Source organism: Vibrio sp. AIC-3, from assembly GCF_013114515.1.
Taxonomy (GTDB): Bacteria; Pseudomonadota; Gammaproteobacteria; order Enterobacterales; family Vibrionaceae; genus Vibrio; species Vibrio crassostreae_C.
The window spans coordinates 35,098-50,458 of record NZ_VTXG01000034.1; the positions used below are offsets into that span (position 1 = coordinate 35,098).

A 15,361-nucleotide genomic window follows, 5' to 3' on the forward strand; every position below is an offset into this window, starting at 1 on the left:
ATAAGGAAAAGTATGAAATTTCTAGAATTAAAAGTACCACCAGTTGCACTGTTCATTATTGTATTCGTAGCATCATACTTCTGCGCTCAACAGTTGAGCCAAGGGACACTGGCATTGCCTTATGGAATGATTGTGTTAGGAATCGGAGTCACATTGAGTGGTGTGATCGGAATATCCGGTATATTGGAATTTCGAAAACAGAAAACCACCGTTAACCCGATCAAAGTAGAAACCGCTTCAGCCGTCGTGGACAGTGGAATTTTTGGCTACACGCGAAACCCAATGTACTTAGGGTTGTTCATCCTGCTATTTTGCTTTGGCTACTTCTTCCAGAATATCTTCAGTGTACTACTTAGCTTTGGCTTCGTAATCTACATGAATTACTTCCAAATCAAACCCGAAGAGCGAGCACTAGAACAATTATTCGGCGCAGAATATGTTGATTACAAACAAAAGGTTAGACGCTGGATTTAGTTTTGACTTGAGTGTCTTCGTGTAGTCAGAGAACGTACTAAAAAAGCCCAGCTTGAGGATATCAAGCTGGGCTTTATTGATCTTATTCTAGAGCTTATTTACATCGAGATGTGTAAATAAGGATGCTGATTAAGCAGCAGCGGCGAATTGAGCTAGAAACATCTCTTTACGCTCGTTGAAGCGGTTTACTAGGTCGTCGACAGAAGCTTGGTCGTATGGCTTAAGGCCGCTTGCTACCATGCGCTTCACGCCTTTACCTACTACTTCGCCGTCTTCTTTGAAATCGAAGTTCAGGGTCACGATGCCACGTTTGCCTTCAACATCAAAAGTCGCGCCAGAGAATTCAACTTCTGGGTGAGACAGGTCTAGGCGAGTAAATTCAACTTCCATGCTCTCGTAAATCACTAGAGGACGTTGGCAGTTGATCATCATTTGTTGTTCTTCCATAAGAGGAACCATGATGTGTGGGAAGTTCATGCCAGAGAACTTAACGTAGTTTGTTACTACGTGCTCGATGAATGCTTGATCATGGCTCTTCTCACCTTCACAAGACATGTGTAGGTACTCTTTACCATTTGCATCGATAAGTGAGCTCTCTTTTTCACACTTGTTGTCAACGCTTAACGCAATACCGTTACCAACCATACCTGAAAAATCAAAACGCATTTTTTGGCTGATGCCTTCTTTTTGCAGAAGTACTGCAAATAAAAGATCGCCAGGTACACAGAAGCGCTTGTTGTCTTCATCGTGAATCGGGTTGAAATCGCCAGCTACTTTTTTAGCAAAGTGGCTTGCTTGTTCACGAGTGAATTGAAATTGATTGTCTTCAGTAGAAAAGTAAGGTGTCAGAAACATAGTATCGCTATTAGTCATCAAATCTGGGGTGGATTATAGCTAACTAACTTCGTTCTAATGGTCTATCCAGTTAACTTTGCTTATATATCAGTCGATTAGATAAATACGTTGGATGGTATGTGACGATTTTGAGGGGAATAGGGGCTTGGATTCAATGCAACAAGGGCTAATCAATAGCCCCTGTTTATATGACGTGCTATTTCGCCAAACCTTAGAAGCTACACAGTAGGCCTTCTGGCATTAGATGGTTATGCACTGATAATTTGAGCAGTAGATTTGCTTGCTCGATATCAGGTGAGAAGTAACGGTCTTTGTCGTAGAAGCTGACTTTCTCGCGCAGTATCTGTTTTGCTTCTTCTACTCGAGGAGAAGAGAGATTTGGTGCTCTAAAATCCAAGCCTTGTGCTGCTGCTAAGTATTCAACAGCCAAGATGCCACGGGTGTTTTCTGCCATGTCACGCAGTCGACGACCCGCAAAGGTTGCCATAGATACATGATCTTCTTGGTTTGCCGATGTTGGAAGGCTGTCTACTGAAGCTGGGTGTGCCAGTGTTTTATTCTCGCTTGCCAGAGCAGCAGACGTTACTTGAGCAATCATAAAGCCTGAGTTAACGCCGCCGTTATCGACTAAGAAAGGTGGAAGTTTGCTTAGTGCGCTATCAATCAGCAGTGCCATTCTTCGTTCAGAAAGGCTACCAATTTCTGCAATCGCAAGTGCTAGGTTATCCGCTGCCATTGCCACAGGTTCTGCGTGGAAGTTACCACCTGAAATAATGTCGCCGTCTTCAGCAAATACCAGTGGGTTATCCGATACCGAGTTCGCTTCAACGTTTAACGTTTCTGCTGAATTACGAATTTGCTGTAAACAGGCACCCATCACTTGAGGCTGACAGCGCAACGAGTAAGGGTCTTGAACCTTTTCACAGCAAGTGTGTGATTCACCAATCTCACTCTTTTGATCAAGCATATGGCGATAAGCAAGCGCGGCATCCATTTGACCACGATGACCACGAACGCGATGAATTCGAGGGTCAAACGGACGACGACTACCCAGTGCAGCTTCAACAGACATTGCACCACATACGGTTGCAGACGCAAACAAGTCTTCCGCTGCGAACAGACCTTCTAATGCAAAGGCAGTCGATGCTTGTGTGCCGTTTAACAGCGCTAAGCCTTCTTTCGGCGCAAGTGTGATTGGTTCAAGACCTGCGATCTGCATTGCTTCTAAGCCAGTGATGATCTTGCCGTTGTGGCGCGCTTGGCCTTCACCTAGAAGTACCGTACTCATGTGGGCGAGGGGAGCAAGATCTCCAGATGCGCCTACTGATCCTTTTTGTGGAACACACGGGTAAACCTGCGCGTTCACAAGATCGATAAGAGCGTTAATCACTTTGAGGCGGATACCAGAGTAACCGCGAGACAAGCTGTTAATCTTCAATACCATCATCAAGCGTACGGTTTCATCAGACATGAACTTGCCAATGCCCGCAGCGTGAGAAAGTACGATACTTTTCTGTAGAACTTCGAGATCTTCAGGCGCAATCTTGGTGTTTGCTAATAAGCCAAAACCCGTGTTGATGCCATACACAGTGCGGTCTTCAGCAATCACTTGTTCGACAACTTGCATGCTCGCTTCGATATCCGGGATTGCTGCAGGATCGAGTGATAAGTTCACAGGGCTACGGCTGATTTTTCGAAGTTCAGATAGGCCAAGAAGTCCTGGCTTAAGTAATAAGTTCAACATGTTCTCTCCAGACATTAAAGGCGACGAAGTTCTTCGTTTAGCATAGGTAAATCAAGCTTCTGCTCTTTGGCACATTGCTTGGCAATATCGTAACCTGCATCAGCATGACGCATAACGCCGGTTGCTGGGTCATTGTGAAGTACGCGAGCAATACGCTGTGATGCATCTTCACTGCCGTCACAACAAATCACCATGCCTGAGTGTTGCGAGAAGCCCATACCAACGCCACCACCGTGGTGCAAAGAAACCCAAGTTGCGCCGCCCGCTGTGTTCAGAAGGGCATTCAATAGAGGCCAATCTGATACGGCATCTGATCCATCCATCATGCCTTCTGTTTCGCGGTTCGGGCTTGCTACTGAACCTGAATCTAGGTGGTCACGACCGATAACAACTGGTGCTTTCAGTTCGCCATTTTTCACCATTTCATTGAATGCTTGGCCTAAGCGTTCACGATCTTTCAAGCCAACCCAACAAATACGCGCTGGCAGGCCTTGGAACTGAATGCGTTCACGCGCCATATCTAGCCAGTTATGTAGATGTGGGTTGTCTGGAATCAGTTCTTTTACTTTTTGGTCTGTTTTGTAGATGTCTTCTGGGTCACCAGATAGTGCCGCCCAACGGAAAGGACCAATACCTTCGCAGAATAAAGGTCGAATATAAGCCGGAACGAAACCTGGGAAATCAAACGCGTTTTCTACGCCTTCTTCCAGTGCCATTTGGCGAATGTTATTACCGTAATCCACGGTCGCTGCGCCGCGGTATTGCAGGTCTAACATCGCTTGTACTTGAATCGCCATAGATTGCTTAGCGGCTTTCACCACTTTTGCTTCATCAATGGAGCGCTCTTGTGCGGCTTTCTCCATCGTCCAACCTTGCGGCAAGTAGCCGTTAAGAGGATCGTGGGCAGAGGTTTGGTCAGTCACCACATCAGGTGTGATATTGCGTTCAACTAACTCTGGGAAGACGTCTGCGGCGTTACCTAATAAGCCAACAGAGATTGGCGTGTCTGACTCTTTAATCATTGCCATCGCTTCATCTAAGCTGGTGGCTTTTTTGTCTACATAGCCAGTACGCAAGCGGTAGTCGATTCGTGATTCATCACACTCCACTGCGATCATTGAGAAGCCAGCCATCGTTGCAGCAAGAGGTTGAGCGCCGCCCATTCCACCAAGACCGCCCGTTAGAACCCACTTGCCGTTTGCTTCACCTTGGAAGTGCTTCTTCGCGATAGCGACAAAGGTTTCGTAAGTACCTTGAACGATGCCTTGTGAACCAATGTAGATCCAGCTGCCCGCGGTCATTTGGCCGTACATCATCAAGCCTTCTTTATCGAGCTCGTTGAAGTGTTCCCAGTTCGCCCAGTGTGGAACAAGGTTCGAGTTAGCGATCAGTACGCGAGGTGCGTTTTTATGAGTCGGGAACACGCCCACAGGTTTACCGGATTGAACAAGTAACGTTTGGTCGTCCTCTAAACGCTCTAATACTTCAACAATTTTGTCATAACATTTCCAATCACGTGCCGCGCGACCAATACCGCCATACACAACCAGTGCATGTGGGTGTTCTGCCACATCAGGGTCTAGGTTGTTCATCAGCATACGCAGTGGTGCTTCTGTTAACCAAGATTTAGCGCGCAAAGTGGTGCCGTGAGGTGCGCGAATTTCGCGAGTCGTGTCGAGACGAGGGTCACTGTTGTGGTGTTCCGTCATTTTGGAATTCCTTCTGTTTCACGTTATATCGTTGTAGTTGTAGTTGTAGTTATCGGTATCGGTATAGCTGGATTAGTCGCTGGCCATTGCACTGGCAATATCCCAACATAAACGAGCCGCTAATCGAGCCGTTTGGCCATCGACGTCGTAGTCTGGGTTGTATTCCGCTATGTCCGCGATAATGAGTTTTTCACTGTGTTGGAAAATCTGTTCTAGAAAAGGAGCAAGCGCTTCATAGCTCACGCCTCTTGCCGCTGGTGCACTTACGCCCGGCGCAGTAGCTGCGGGGAAAACATCGAGATCAATGGTGAGATAGAGATAATCACACTCAACGATGAATTTTTGTAACTTGATCAGTTGAGCGACTTGATTCACTTGGGTCATGTTGCGGTCGTGTTCATACCACACGCCCAGTTGGTCAGCTTTGTTAAACAGCGCTTTGGTATTGCTGGCGGCACTCACACCAAGACAAGCGTAATGAAACGGCCATTGATGTGCGTGGCAGTAATCACTGATCTGGTTAAAAGGCGTGCCGGAGCTCGGTTTAACATCGGTGATGTCGCTTTCAAATTCACGAAGATCAAAGTGAGCATCAAAGTTAACGATGCCTATCTTAGGTTTGCGCTCTGGTTGAATTTTATCAAGGTGTTCAGCTTTTTTATGTAGATGCTCAGCGAGACCTTGGAACGTTGCCCAAGCCACCTCGTGACCACCGCCAAGGGTAATCACTTTGTTGGTTGCTAAGGCATTGGCAATCACAGAAGCACACTGTTTTTGGCTGACTTCTAATTGACCATCATTGCACTCGATATCACCAAGATCGGCGATGTGTGCGTCACTGTGCCAAGCCATATTAGCTAACGCTTGACGAATCAGGTTGGGTGCTTGTTTCGCGCCCACTCGACCTTTGTTTCTTGCAACGCCTGCATCGCTGGCAAAGCCTACCAAGGCGATTGCGCGGTCATTAAGCTCGTCACTTAAATCACTATGTTGCACTTGTTTGGTAATGTGATGAACGCGTGTACCTAGTGCGCCATCTTCAAGATCATTACGTCCCGTCCACACGAAGTTATGTACGGTTTCTGAGTTCTTTTGAATGCCGTTGGAATTAGATTGAGTCATGACACACCTCGCCATTAACAATGCGTTTATGAAGATGAGGAACACCGACTTGATAGCTTAGATCGGCAGGGTGCTCGATATTCCAGATAGCTAAATCAGCGGCATAACCAACTTCAATTTTGCCTTTAGTTTGTGAGTCGCCAATGGCAGCCGCAGCATGACAAGTCACACCGCGCAGCGCCTCTTCAGGCGTCGTGCCAAACAGGGTGCAGCTCATGTTCATCATCAGCGTCAAATCAGCAAAGGGAGACGTGCCGGGGTTTAAGTCGGTCGCGATCGCCATTGGAATGTTGTGTTCACGAAGTAGGGCGATAGGTGGCTGTTGAGTCTCTTTCAAGAAATAGAAAGCGCCGGGTAGCAAGGTGGCAACTGTGCCTGATTCAGCCAGTGCTTTGACCCCTGTTTCATCAAGGTACTCAACATGGTCAACAGAGAGTGCGCCGTATTTTGCTGCAAGTGCGCTACCACCCATATTCGAAAGTTGTTCAGTGTGGCCTTTAATCGCGAGGCCATGTGCTTTGGCGGCTTCAAATACACGTTCGGTTTGTTCTAGGTTGAAGCCGATAGATTCGCAAAACACGTCAACAGCATCGGCGAGCCCTTGCTCTGCAGCTTTAGGAATGATCTCTTGGCAAACCAAATCGATATAGCTGTCCGGTTGTTCTTTATATTCAGGTGGCACAGCATGCGCTGCAAGGAGAGTGGTGGTGATCTTAATTCGGCGATGATTCTCTAACGCTTTGGCTGCACGTAACATCTTGAGCTCATCTTCAAGCGTTAAACCATAGCCAGATTTTACTTCGATGCTGGTTACGCCACTTCTTAATAGTCCATCGAGTCTAGGTAGTGCCATTTCAACCAGTTCAGATTCTTGGGCTGCGCGTGTTGCAGTGACTGTCGCCAGAATCCCACCGCCTTGCTTGGCGATATCGGTGTAAGACACACCATTCAAACGCTGTTCAAATTCGTTGGCGCGATTGCCTGCAAATACGAGGTGAGTGTGGCAATCAATCAGACCTGGGGTAACGAGCTTGTTTTTGCAATCATAGGTGATGTAATCCAAAGAACCATCAACACGTACTTGTTCTAACTCAGAAGCAAGTGCGCCTTGGTTTGAACAAGAGATGGACACGATTTTACCGCTTTCGATAACGATATCTTGAGGGGAAGAGGGCTGATAACCGTCGACTCCCGAGCTCATGGAGACCACTCGTGCATTTTTGAGGATCAAATTCATAATCACCTAGATCTTTGCTAAATATTAAATGTATATACAAATAAATAGGCTAAACGCTGACCCGAATCAAGTTGATGTTGCAAAAATGTGATCGGCGATCAGGATGATGTTCTTTAATCTAGAAGTATCTTGGAGCTTAATTTGTACTTAGAGCCAGGATGGTAGAGCAATGCAAAGCTGATGAGGCGTTCTTTGCTCCATGTTCTTCTATTCAAAAGTAGGCAAGGTTCTGATTCAGATAGCTTTAGTGACGTTCTGATTTGAGAGTCAGGAATAATGGCTTCAACCGTGTGCTCGATTGCACTCAACGGGCAGCTTTTTGAAAGGTATTCATTGGGTGTAGAGGTTGAAAAGTCTTGCTCTAGGTATTTTGGTGCGGCTTGCGAGTTCACCCAGCGCGCTTCCAATTGAATCGGTGTGTTGTCAGCAAAGTGGATGATTTCACTATAGAATACTTCGGCATTGATCATCACACCTAACCGTGTCGCGGTGCTTTCATCTGCCTTGATGCTCTTGTGCTTGATAACCTGGCTAGCATACGTTTGACCTCGGTCTTTGATCTCTTGTGCGATGTTGTTGATATCAAGCAGCGGAGATTGCGCTTTTTCGTCTGGTTCACAAACAAAAGTACCTAGCCTTGGCTTCCTGATGAGTTTGCCTTCAGACACAAGATCTCGAATGGCTTTATTGACCGTCATTCGACTCACATTGAACTGCTCTGTGAGTTCGAGTTCTGTGGTTATCTGGTAACCCACTGGCCAGTGACCACTGTTGATATTATCGTCTATGAACTGTTTTATCTGAAGGTAGAGCGGCGCTTTCGACATAATGAAACCTTATTTGACTATACAAATAGAGTAACGGAATTTTTCACGATTTCAACATTTCCTCGGGCAATGTGACCTTATTCAACATAGATGGGGCAAATTGCTTGATTCTGTGAGGCAAGTGTCGCAAATTGTCACGTAATAACTATTCGTAAATCAGATGATTAGAAAGGGAAATAATATGTTTAAGAAATTAAAGGCCTCGTTGGGCATCGGTGCAGCAAAGGTTGATACTGTCTTAGATAATATTGAAGTTTTCCAAGGTGGAGAGTTGTCTGGCAATGTTCACATTGTTGGTGGCGACGTTGAGCAACAAATCGACTTGATTAACTTGGTTCTCAACACAGAAGTAAAAGTAGAAACGGAAGACAGTACCAGCTACGAAACCTTTTCACTGGGTCGTATTCAAGCGGTAGAGCCTTTCGTTATCCAACCGGGCGAAACCAAACTGGTTCCATTCCGACTTAAGTTAAATGATGAAACGCCAGTCACCGCGTTGAACGCACAAATGAACCAATGCCATGTGTGGGTTGAAACCAACCTAGATATAGGCTTCGCGATTGACCCTAAAGACCGTGACTTTATCTCCGTACACCCACTGCCAACAGTTGCTAAAATCATCCAAGGCGTGGAAGCATCCGGTATGGCAATGGTGAAAGCTGACGTAGAGAAGGGCTTCTTAAAAGGCAACAACTTTGCTTCTCGTTCGGGTTGTTACCAAGAGATTGAATTTCGCAGCGGCGGTTTCATGAATAATAAAGAGATCGAGCTGTCATTCATCGTTGAAGGCTCAATGGTTCACTGCCTAGCAGAAATCGATCGCTCAATGAGCTTCCGTGGCGATCAATACATCTCATTCAGCTTGCCTGCGAACGCTGCCGATTCAGACATTCGTAAGGCTGTATCAAGAATCATGAGTGCGTAGTTCCCTTTCTGTTAGTAGTCGCTTTTTCTATTAATAGAGACAAGACAGTACGATTTCTATAGCCGAACTTATCCGTTCGGCTTTTTTGTATTGTAGATAAAGCCAACGAATTACTGATTGAACTATGGGTTAGGCGTTAGAAGGATCTATATAGAAGAGACATTTCAGTCATATAGTTTTGTGGTGCTGCGGGACTAACATTGTCATTTCATATTATTTCGTTACAATGTTCGGCTACTCACAGATGTGGCATCTGTATTTGCTTCTATGTGGGTATATTTATTATGCATATATCCCCAATCAGCGTACTCGTTGATTGAAAGACATATATTAAACATTTTCATGTGTTGCTTGGTGTGCAACACCACTGTAAAGGACAAATAATGCCAATTATTACTCTTCCTGACGGTAGTCAGCGTCAATTTGACAACCCTGTATCAACTCTAGATGTTGCCCTATCAATCGGTCCTGGTCTTGCGAAAGCTACCATTGCTGGTCGTGTAGACGGCGAGCGTGTTGATGCTTGTGATCTTATCGAAAACGATGCAAGCCTAGAAATCATCACAGCTAAAGATGAAGTTGATGGCCTTGAAATCGTTCGTCACTCTTGTGCTCACCTTTTAGGCCACGCGGTTAAGCAGCTTTTTCCAGAAGCGAAAATGGCGATCGGTCCTACTATCGATAACGGTTTCTACTACGATATCGATCTTGAGCACTCTCTAACGCAAGACGATCTAGAAAAGATCGAAAAGCGCATGAAAGAGCTAGCGAAGACCAAATACCAGGTTGTTAAGAAGAAAGTTAGCTGGCAGGAAGCGCGCGACGCATTCGAAGCTCGCGGCGAGACTTACAAGATTGAAATCTTGGACGAGAACGTTTCTAAAGATGATCGTCCAGGCCTGTACCATCACGAAGAATACATCGATATGTGTCGTGGTCCACACGTGCCTAACATGAGCTTCTGCCAGCACTTCACTCTACTTAACGTAGCGGGTGCATACTGGCGTGGTAACAGTGACAACAAGATGCTTCAACGTATCTACGGCACTGCATTCCACGACAAGAAGGCACTTAAAGCTCACCTTGTGCGCCTAGAAGAAGCGGCTAAACGTGACCACCGTAAAATCGGTAAAGCGCTTGACCTATTCCACATGCAGCAAGAAGCACCAGGCATGGTGTTCTGGCACCACAACGGTTGGACTATCTTCCGTGAGCTAGAAGTATTTATTCGTCAAAAACTGACTGAGTACGATTACCAAGAAGTTAAAGGCCCATTAATGATGGACCGTGTTCTTTGGGAACGCTCTGGTCACTGGGATAAGTACGCTGAAGCGATGTTCACTACTTCTTCAGAGAACCGTGAATACGCTATCAAGCCAATGAACTGTCCTGGTCACGTTCAAATCTTCAACCAAGGTTTGAAATCTTACCGTGATCTACCGCTACGTATGGCTGAGTTCGGCTCATGTCACCGTAACGAGCCGTCTGGCGCACTTCACGGCATTATGCGTGTTCGTGGCTTCACTCAAGATGATGCTCACGTATTCTGTACTGAAGACCAAGTTCAACAAGAAGTTAAAGCTTGTATTGAAATGGTTTACGATACTTACACAACTTTCGGCTTCGAAAGCATCGTTGTTAAGCTATCTACTCGTCCAGAACAGCGTGTAGGTTCAGACGAAATGTGGGACCGTGCAGAGGCTGACCTTAAGCAAGCGCTAGAGGCAATGGACATTGCATACGAGATTCAAGAAGGCGAGGGTGCGTTCTACGGACCTAAGATTGAATTTACTTTGCATGATTGTTTGGACCGCGCTTGGCAATGTGGTACAGTGCAGCTCGATTTTGCATTACCAGAACGTTTAGGTGCTACTTACGTAGGTGAAGATAACGAGCGTCACACGCCAGTTATGATCCACCGCGCGATTTTAGGTTCACTAGAACGCTTCATTGGTATTCTTATTGAAGAATACGCTGGCTTCTTCCCAACGTGGTTGGCGCCAGAACAAGCAGTTGTAATGGGCATTACAGACAAACAGTCTGAATATGTACAAGAAATTACGAAAAAACTGCAAAAAAGTGGATTTAGAGTCAAAGCAGACTTGAGAAATGAGAAGATTGGCTTTAAAATCCGCGAACATACTTTGAAACGTGTACCGTTCATGCTTGTGTGTGGTGACCAAGAAATGGAAGCCGGCGAAATTGCAGTACGTACACGTAAAGGTAAGGACCTTGGCAAATTTAAAGTGGATGACTTTATTTCATACATCCAAGCCGAGGTTTCAAGCCGTAAGCTCAATCTGGAGGAATAGCTATTAAAGGCGGAAGACGTGGCCAACAACCGGCCAAACAAAACCAGCACCGTTTAAACGGTGACATTCGTGGCGTTCGTGAAGTGCGTCTAACTGGCGCAGACGGCGAAGCTGTTGGTGTAGTATCAATCGCTGAAGCGATGGAAGCTGCAAATGAAGCTGGTATGGATCTTGTAGAGATCAGCCCTAACGCCGAGCCGCCAGTTTGTCGTGTGATGGACTACGGTAAGTTCCTCTTCGAGAAGAGCAAAGCTGCGAAAGAGCAGAAGAAGAAGCAAAAGCAGGTTCAGATCAAGGAAATTAAATTCCGACCTGGAACTGATATTGGAGACTATCAGGTAAAACTACGCAACCTGACTGGTTTCCTAGAAGACGGCAACAAAGTGAAGGTAACAATTCGCTTCCGTGGCCGCGAAATGGCTCACCAAGAAATCGGTGTTGACGTTCTTAATCGTTTGAAAGCGGATACTGAAGAATTTGCAGTAGTCGAATCTTTCCCAACGAGAATTGAAGGTCGCCAGATGATCATGGTGTTGGCCCCTAAAAAGAAGTAATTAACGGCTTTGCAAGTAATTGAACCCTGCAGCCTCAGGTTGCGGGGTTTTATTCGCCCTAATTACTATGTTATTAACAACTCAACAATGCGGAGTTATTCATCATGCCTAAGATGAAAACCAACAAAGGTGCTGCTAAGCGTTTCCAGAAAACTGCTGGTGGTATTAAGTTTAAGCACGCTGGTAAACGTCACATCCTGACTAAGCGTACTACTAAGAACAAGCGTCAGCTACGTCCGAACTCGATCCTTCCTAAATGTGAAGTTGCTCAAGTTCTACGTATGATGCCATACGCTTAATTCTTTTTAGTTTATAAATTCGTTTAGTTTAGGAGAAGCATAATGCCTCGCGTAAAACGTGGTGTACAAGCTCGTGCACGTCATAAGAAAGTTCTAAAACAAGCTAAAGGTTACTACGGAGCACGTTCACGTGTTTACCGCGTAGCTTTCCAAGCAGTTACCAAAGCTGGTCAATACGCTTACCGTGACCGTCGCAACAAGAAACGTCAATTCCGTCAACTTTGGATTGCACGTATCAACGCGGCATCTCGTCAAAATGGTCTATCTTACAGCCGTTTCATCAATGGCCTAAAGAAAGCATCTATCGAGATCGACCGTAAGATTCTTGCTGACATCGCAGTATTCGACAAAGCAGCATTTGCTGTTCTAGTTGAAAAAGCGAAAGCATCTCTATAATTTAGAGTTAGCTTAAAGGTTTAAGAAAAGGAGAACTTCGGTTCTCCTTTTTTATTGCCTGTAATTTGGCTTTGCCATACTCTCTCGCATCTCGCATCTCGCATCTCGCATCTCGCATCTCGCATCTCGCATCTCGCACCTAATTTTTATTCGCTTGAACACGCATTCTGGTATATAAACATTTACCTAACCTTTAAATGTAAAGCGACCGAAATAAATGACCGCACCGACTACTATGACGTTCTTCGAGCGTTTTGAAACTGACATCCTTTCTGGCAAGAAGACGATTACCATTCGTGATGAATCTGAGCGCGATTACCAGCCGGGCAGTGTTGTAGAAGTATCCACGCTAGAGCAGGGTCGTGTGTTCTGTAATCTTAAGATCATCAGCGTTGAGCCAATTTTGTTTGATGACTTAGGTGAGTTCCATGCTCAGCAAGAGAACATGACGCTGCAAGTACTGAAAGACGTGATTCAAGATATCTATCCAGGTATCTCTCAGCTGTATGTGGTTTCTTACGAGCTTGTGTAGCCCGCTTTAAATAGAATTGGTTGATCAATACCGCGTCTAACGCAGAGCAATGAGAAAGAGAAGTCACAATGAATGAATTACAGAATGAAACAGTTCAGCAAATTTTGCTTCAACTTTATTGTCGTGAGCAAAATGAGCAGCCGTTAATCTCTAGAACTGATCTCGACATTGCTCTTTATGATAGCGAAGGCTTTCTAGCGTGGCGTGACACAAGGCGTAACTTTACGGTCAGTGATATCGAGAATCGAGTTTGGGTGAAGAGCTGCCCCGGCGGTTACATCACTGAAGTGCACTTCAATGCTGACGGTTCTTTGATTGAATATCGTTTGTTCGACCGATTTGAAACAACAGGGCAGTGGCAACTAAAAGACGGTTTGTTACACGTCGAGATTCTGAAGGGTGACAACTGCTACCAGTTTGCTGTTGTGGCTCGTGCTGATCTTAATATTCATTCTGCGGTGGAATATAAAAATGGTGAGCTGCATTCGTACTTGAAGCTTGTTCAAGTTGAAAGCTAAACGCAGGTTCGTTTAATTAGCATATAAAAAAGCCAACAGTGATGTTGGCTTTGTTGTCTTCAATCTGACTGAATACTTCTATTAAGCTTCGAAGTTCGCCAATCGAGTATAAAGCTCGCTGTCTTGGTCTTGCTTTGCACAAACCGTCAGTAGGTCTTCAATAAAGTACTTCAATGCACGCGCTTCAATTCGGCGAATGCCTTGTTGCTGTTCTTCAGTTAGGTAACCGTAGATAGTCGCAGCGCCAAAGTCACCAAAGATCATTTGGCCTTGTTCATTAACCAAAGTGTTATGTGCGTATAAATCACCATGACAGACCTTGTTGGCATGAAGGTGTTCAAACACATCAATCATCTGCTCTGTAATGCTATTGATTTGAGCAATTGAAAGTTCGAAACCTTCTGGGAAAGTATCACGCGTGCAAGTCTCGAGTGTTGGTGGTAGCCCTAGGTTGTAGTAGCTGTTTGGAATGAGTTCCATCACCAAAGCTAGGTAATCTTGTTCCTCTACTTGGGCGATAGATTTTACCAAGTTGTTATGGTGTCCAGCCTGCAAGCACGCTTCCAGTTCATCATGTGGGTAGCCGTCACTGGTGACTTCGCCTTTAAACACTTTAACCGCCACTTCCTGTGGAAAATCGAAGTCGCTGTTTAGCCAGCTTGCATGCGAGATCACGCCAGATGCGCCTTGGCCAAGTACTTGATTCAGTGAATAGCTTTGAGAGCTAACCGCAGGCACGCTATCTAAGCTGCTAGGGTGTTTGCAAAACGGGTTACCCGCAAACGCTAACCAAGCCAGTTTTGGTAGCTTGATAAGGAACTCTGGGAATTCAGTCAACTGGTTTGCAGACAGGCGAACTAGCTCAAGGTTGGATAGGTTTTCCATGCTTTCTGGTAACACGCGAATCTTGTTACCCGCCAATGCCAGTTTCTGTAGTCGCGGTCTTTCACCTAGTGAGCTAGGCAGGGCCTCAATCTCATTGTCGGTCAGGATTAACCAACGTAGTTGAGTCGGCAGAGATTGTTCGCTAACGGTTTTGATTTGGTTGGTTTTGAAGCCAACCATTTCGAGCTTAGGAAGTGACCCTAGAACATCAGGCAGGTGCGTAAACAGGTTATTCGACGCGAAGATAATACGCAGGTTAGTTAGCTTTGATAACTCGGCTGGTAGGTCTGACAGCTGATTACCTGAAAGGTCTAGGATCTCAAGAGAATCTGCAAGCTCTATGATTTCTAGAGGGAACTCTGTGAGACCTTCTGATAGTTTTAGACGCTTAATACCTTTAAGTTGCCCTGATTTTAATTGTTCTAGAGTATGCAAACCTTAGCCTTATGAATAGATGTTCGAGGCGAGTAGTTTACTTGTCTCAACCGAGAAAGGCGAGTATCCGGAAGAATACTCGCCTAACTAAGCTCAGTGAACGAATTTACGAAGGTTAAAGCTGTATATGGTTTTGGCTAACGCCGACCTCCTCAACAAAATCGCTATCATGACTGACCAAGATGAATGCGCCTTGGTATTCACGCAGAGCCGAAGCCAATATTTGCTTCGAGTCTATGTCCAAGTGATTGTCTGGTTCATCAAGCAAAAGAAGTGGGGCATCCTGTTTATGGCTGACGATCAACATCGCCAGCTTCATTTTCTCGCCACCACTGAGGTGATCGACTTTTCGATATACCGAGTCACGCCTGAAACCAATTCCCGCTAGCAGTGTTCGCGCGTCGCTCTCTGTTAATACAAAGCTATGCGTTATTCATAGACAGAACCTTAAGCACTAAGCTCAGCGTAAATTCCGTCTAACGTAATGTTTTCTTTAGACTTCCTCTGCGCGGACTTTTGAGCGTTCCTTGATATATA

At 45.5% G+C, this 15,361-nt stretch carries 15 protein-coding genes and 1 pseudogene; 8 read left to right on the forward strand and 8 right to left on the reverse strand.

Annotated elements, in window-relative coordinates; translation table 11 throughout:
* Positions 1-12: 12 nt before the first annotated feature.
* Complete coding sequence (locus tag F0229_RS18895) at positions 13-474, forward strand: isoprenylcysteine carboxylmethyltransferase family protein (RefSeq protein ID WP_017066183.1); 462 nt, start codon at positions 13-15, stop codon at positions 472-474.
* Between the two features lie 129 nt (positions 475-603).
* Here F0229_RS18895 and F0229_RS18900 read toward each other — a convergent pair whose 3' ends face one another.
* The 6 genes from F0229_RS18900 to hutC all read right to left on the reverse strand — a co-directional run bounded on the left by F0229_RS18900 (position 604) and on the right by hutC (position 7,968).
* On the reverse strand, positions 604-1,329 hold the full coding sequence (locus tag F0229_RS18900) for a DUF3581 domain-containing protein (RefSeq protein ID WP_061032742.1): 726 nt from the start codon (positions 1,327-1,329) through the stop codon (positions 604-606).
* Between the two features lie 211 nt (positions 1,330-1,540).
* Entirely contained in the window at positions 1,541-3,073 is a 1,533-nt protein-coding gene (gene hutH / locus F0229_RS18905) for a histidine ammonia-lyase (protein WP_017067090.1), read from the reverse strand.
* A gap of 14 nt (positions 3,074-3,087) precedes the next feature.
* Positions 3,088-4,782 carry a urocanate hydratase gene (hutU, locus tag F0229_RS18910; RefSeq protein ID WP_017063597.1) on the reverse strand — a complete coding sequence of 565 codons (1,695 nt, stop codon included), beginning with the start codon at positions 4,780-4,782 and terminating at the stop codon, positions 3,088-3,090.
* A gap of 72 nt (positions 4,783-4,854) precedes the next feature.
* Positions 4,855-5,904 carry a formimidoylglutamase gene (gene hutG, locus F0229_RS18915; protein WP_171733460.1) on the reverse strand — a complete coding sequence of 350 codons (1,050 nt, stop codon included), beginning with the start codon at positions 5,902-5,904 and terminating at the stop codon, positions 4,855-4,857.
* A complete protein-coding gene (hutI, locus tag F0229_RS18920; protein ID WP_171733461.1) occupies positions 5,891-7,141 on the reverse strand; it encodes an imidazolonepropionase in 1,251 nt (416 codons plus the stop codon). Before hutI ends, hutG begins: the two co-directional genes overlap by 14 nt.
* 113 nt (positions 7,142-7,254) lie before the next feature.
* On the reverse strand, positions 7,255-7,968 hold the full coding sequence (hutC, locus tag F0229_RS18925) for a histidine utilization repressor (protein ID WP_017063600.1): 714 nt from the start codon (positions 7,966-7,968) through the stop codon (positions 7,255-7,257).
* Positions 7,969-8,149: 181 nt separating this feature from the next.
* Between hutC and F0229_RS18930 the strand changes: the two genes are divergently transcribed.
* From F0229_RS18930 to F0229_RS18960, 7 genes are all read left to right on the forward strand, one after another.
* Positions 8,150-8,893: a sporulation protein gene (locus F0229_RS18930; protein WP_171733462.1), complete on the forward strand. Its 744-nt coding sequence runs from the start codon at positions 8,150-8,152 to the stop codon at positions 8,891-8,893.
* A gap of 383 nt (positions 8,894-9,276) precedes the next feature.
* Positions 9,277-11,205: a threonine--tRNA ligase gene (thrS, locus tag F0229_RS18935; protein ID WP_017059786.1), complete on the forward strand. Its 1,929-nt coding sequence runs from the start codon at positions 9,277-9,279 to the stop codon at positions 11,203-11,205.
* A gap of 2 nt (positions 11,206-11,207) precedes the next feature.
* Positions 11,208-11,759: a translation initiation factor IF-3 gene (gene infC / locus F0229_RS18940; protein WP_076654893.1), complete on the forward strand. Its 552-nt coding sequence runs from the start codon at positions 11,208-11,210 to the stop codon at positions 11,757-11,759.
* Positions 11,760-11,863: 104 nt separating this feature from the next.
* Positions 11,864-12,058 carry a 50S ribosomal protein L35 gene (gene rpmI, locus F0229_RS18945; protein ID WP_004738430.1) on the forward strand — a complete coding sequence of 65 codons (195 nt, stop codon included), beginning with the start codon at positions 11,864-11,866 and terminating at the stop codon, positions 12,056-12,058.
* A gap of 42 nt (positions 12,059-12,100) precedes the next feature.
* Positions 12,101-12,454: a 50S ribosomal protein L20 gene (gene rplT / locus F0229_RS18950; RefSeq protein ID WP_004733517.1), complete on the forward strand. Its 354-nt coding sequence runs from the start codon at positions 12,101-12,103 to the stop codon at positions 12,452-12,454.
* Positions 12,455-12,671: 217 nt separating this feature from the next.
* On the forward strand, positions 12,672-12,986 hold the full coding sequence (yqfB, locus tag F0229_RS18955; RefSeq protein WP_004733516.1) for a N(4)-acetylcytidine aminohydrolase: 315 nt from the start codon (positions 12,672-12,674) through the stop codon (positions 12,984-12,986).
* 68 nt (positions 12,987-13,054) lie between these two features.
* Entirely contained in the window at positions 13,055-13,504 is a 450-nt protein-coding gene (locus F0229_RS18960; RefSeq protein WP_171733463.1) for a hypothetical protein, read from the forward strand.
* Between the two features lie 81 nt (positions 13,505-13,585).
* On the opposite strand, the gene F0229_RS18965 is transcribed toward F0229_RS18960, so the two are convergent.
* Together F0229_RS18965 and F0229_RS18970 are read right to left on the reverse strand one after the other, a co-directional pair.
* Positions 13,586-14,824: a leucine-rich repeat-containing protein kinase family protein gene (locus F0229_RS18965; protein ID WP_171733464.1), complete on the reverse strand. Its 1,239-nt coding sequence runs from the start codon at positions 14,822-14,824 to the stop codon at positions 13,586-13,588.
* 115 nt (positions 14,825-14,939) lie between these two features.
* Positions 14,940-15,266: pseudogene (locus F0229_RS18970) on the reverse strand (ABC transporter ATP-binding protein); the annotation flags it as partial.
* Positions 15,267-15,361: the final 95 nt, after the last annotated feature.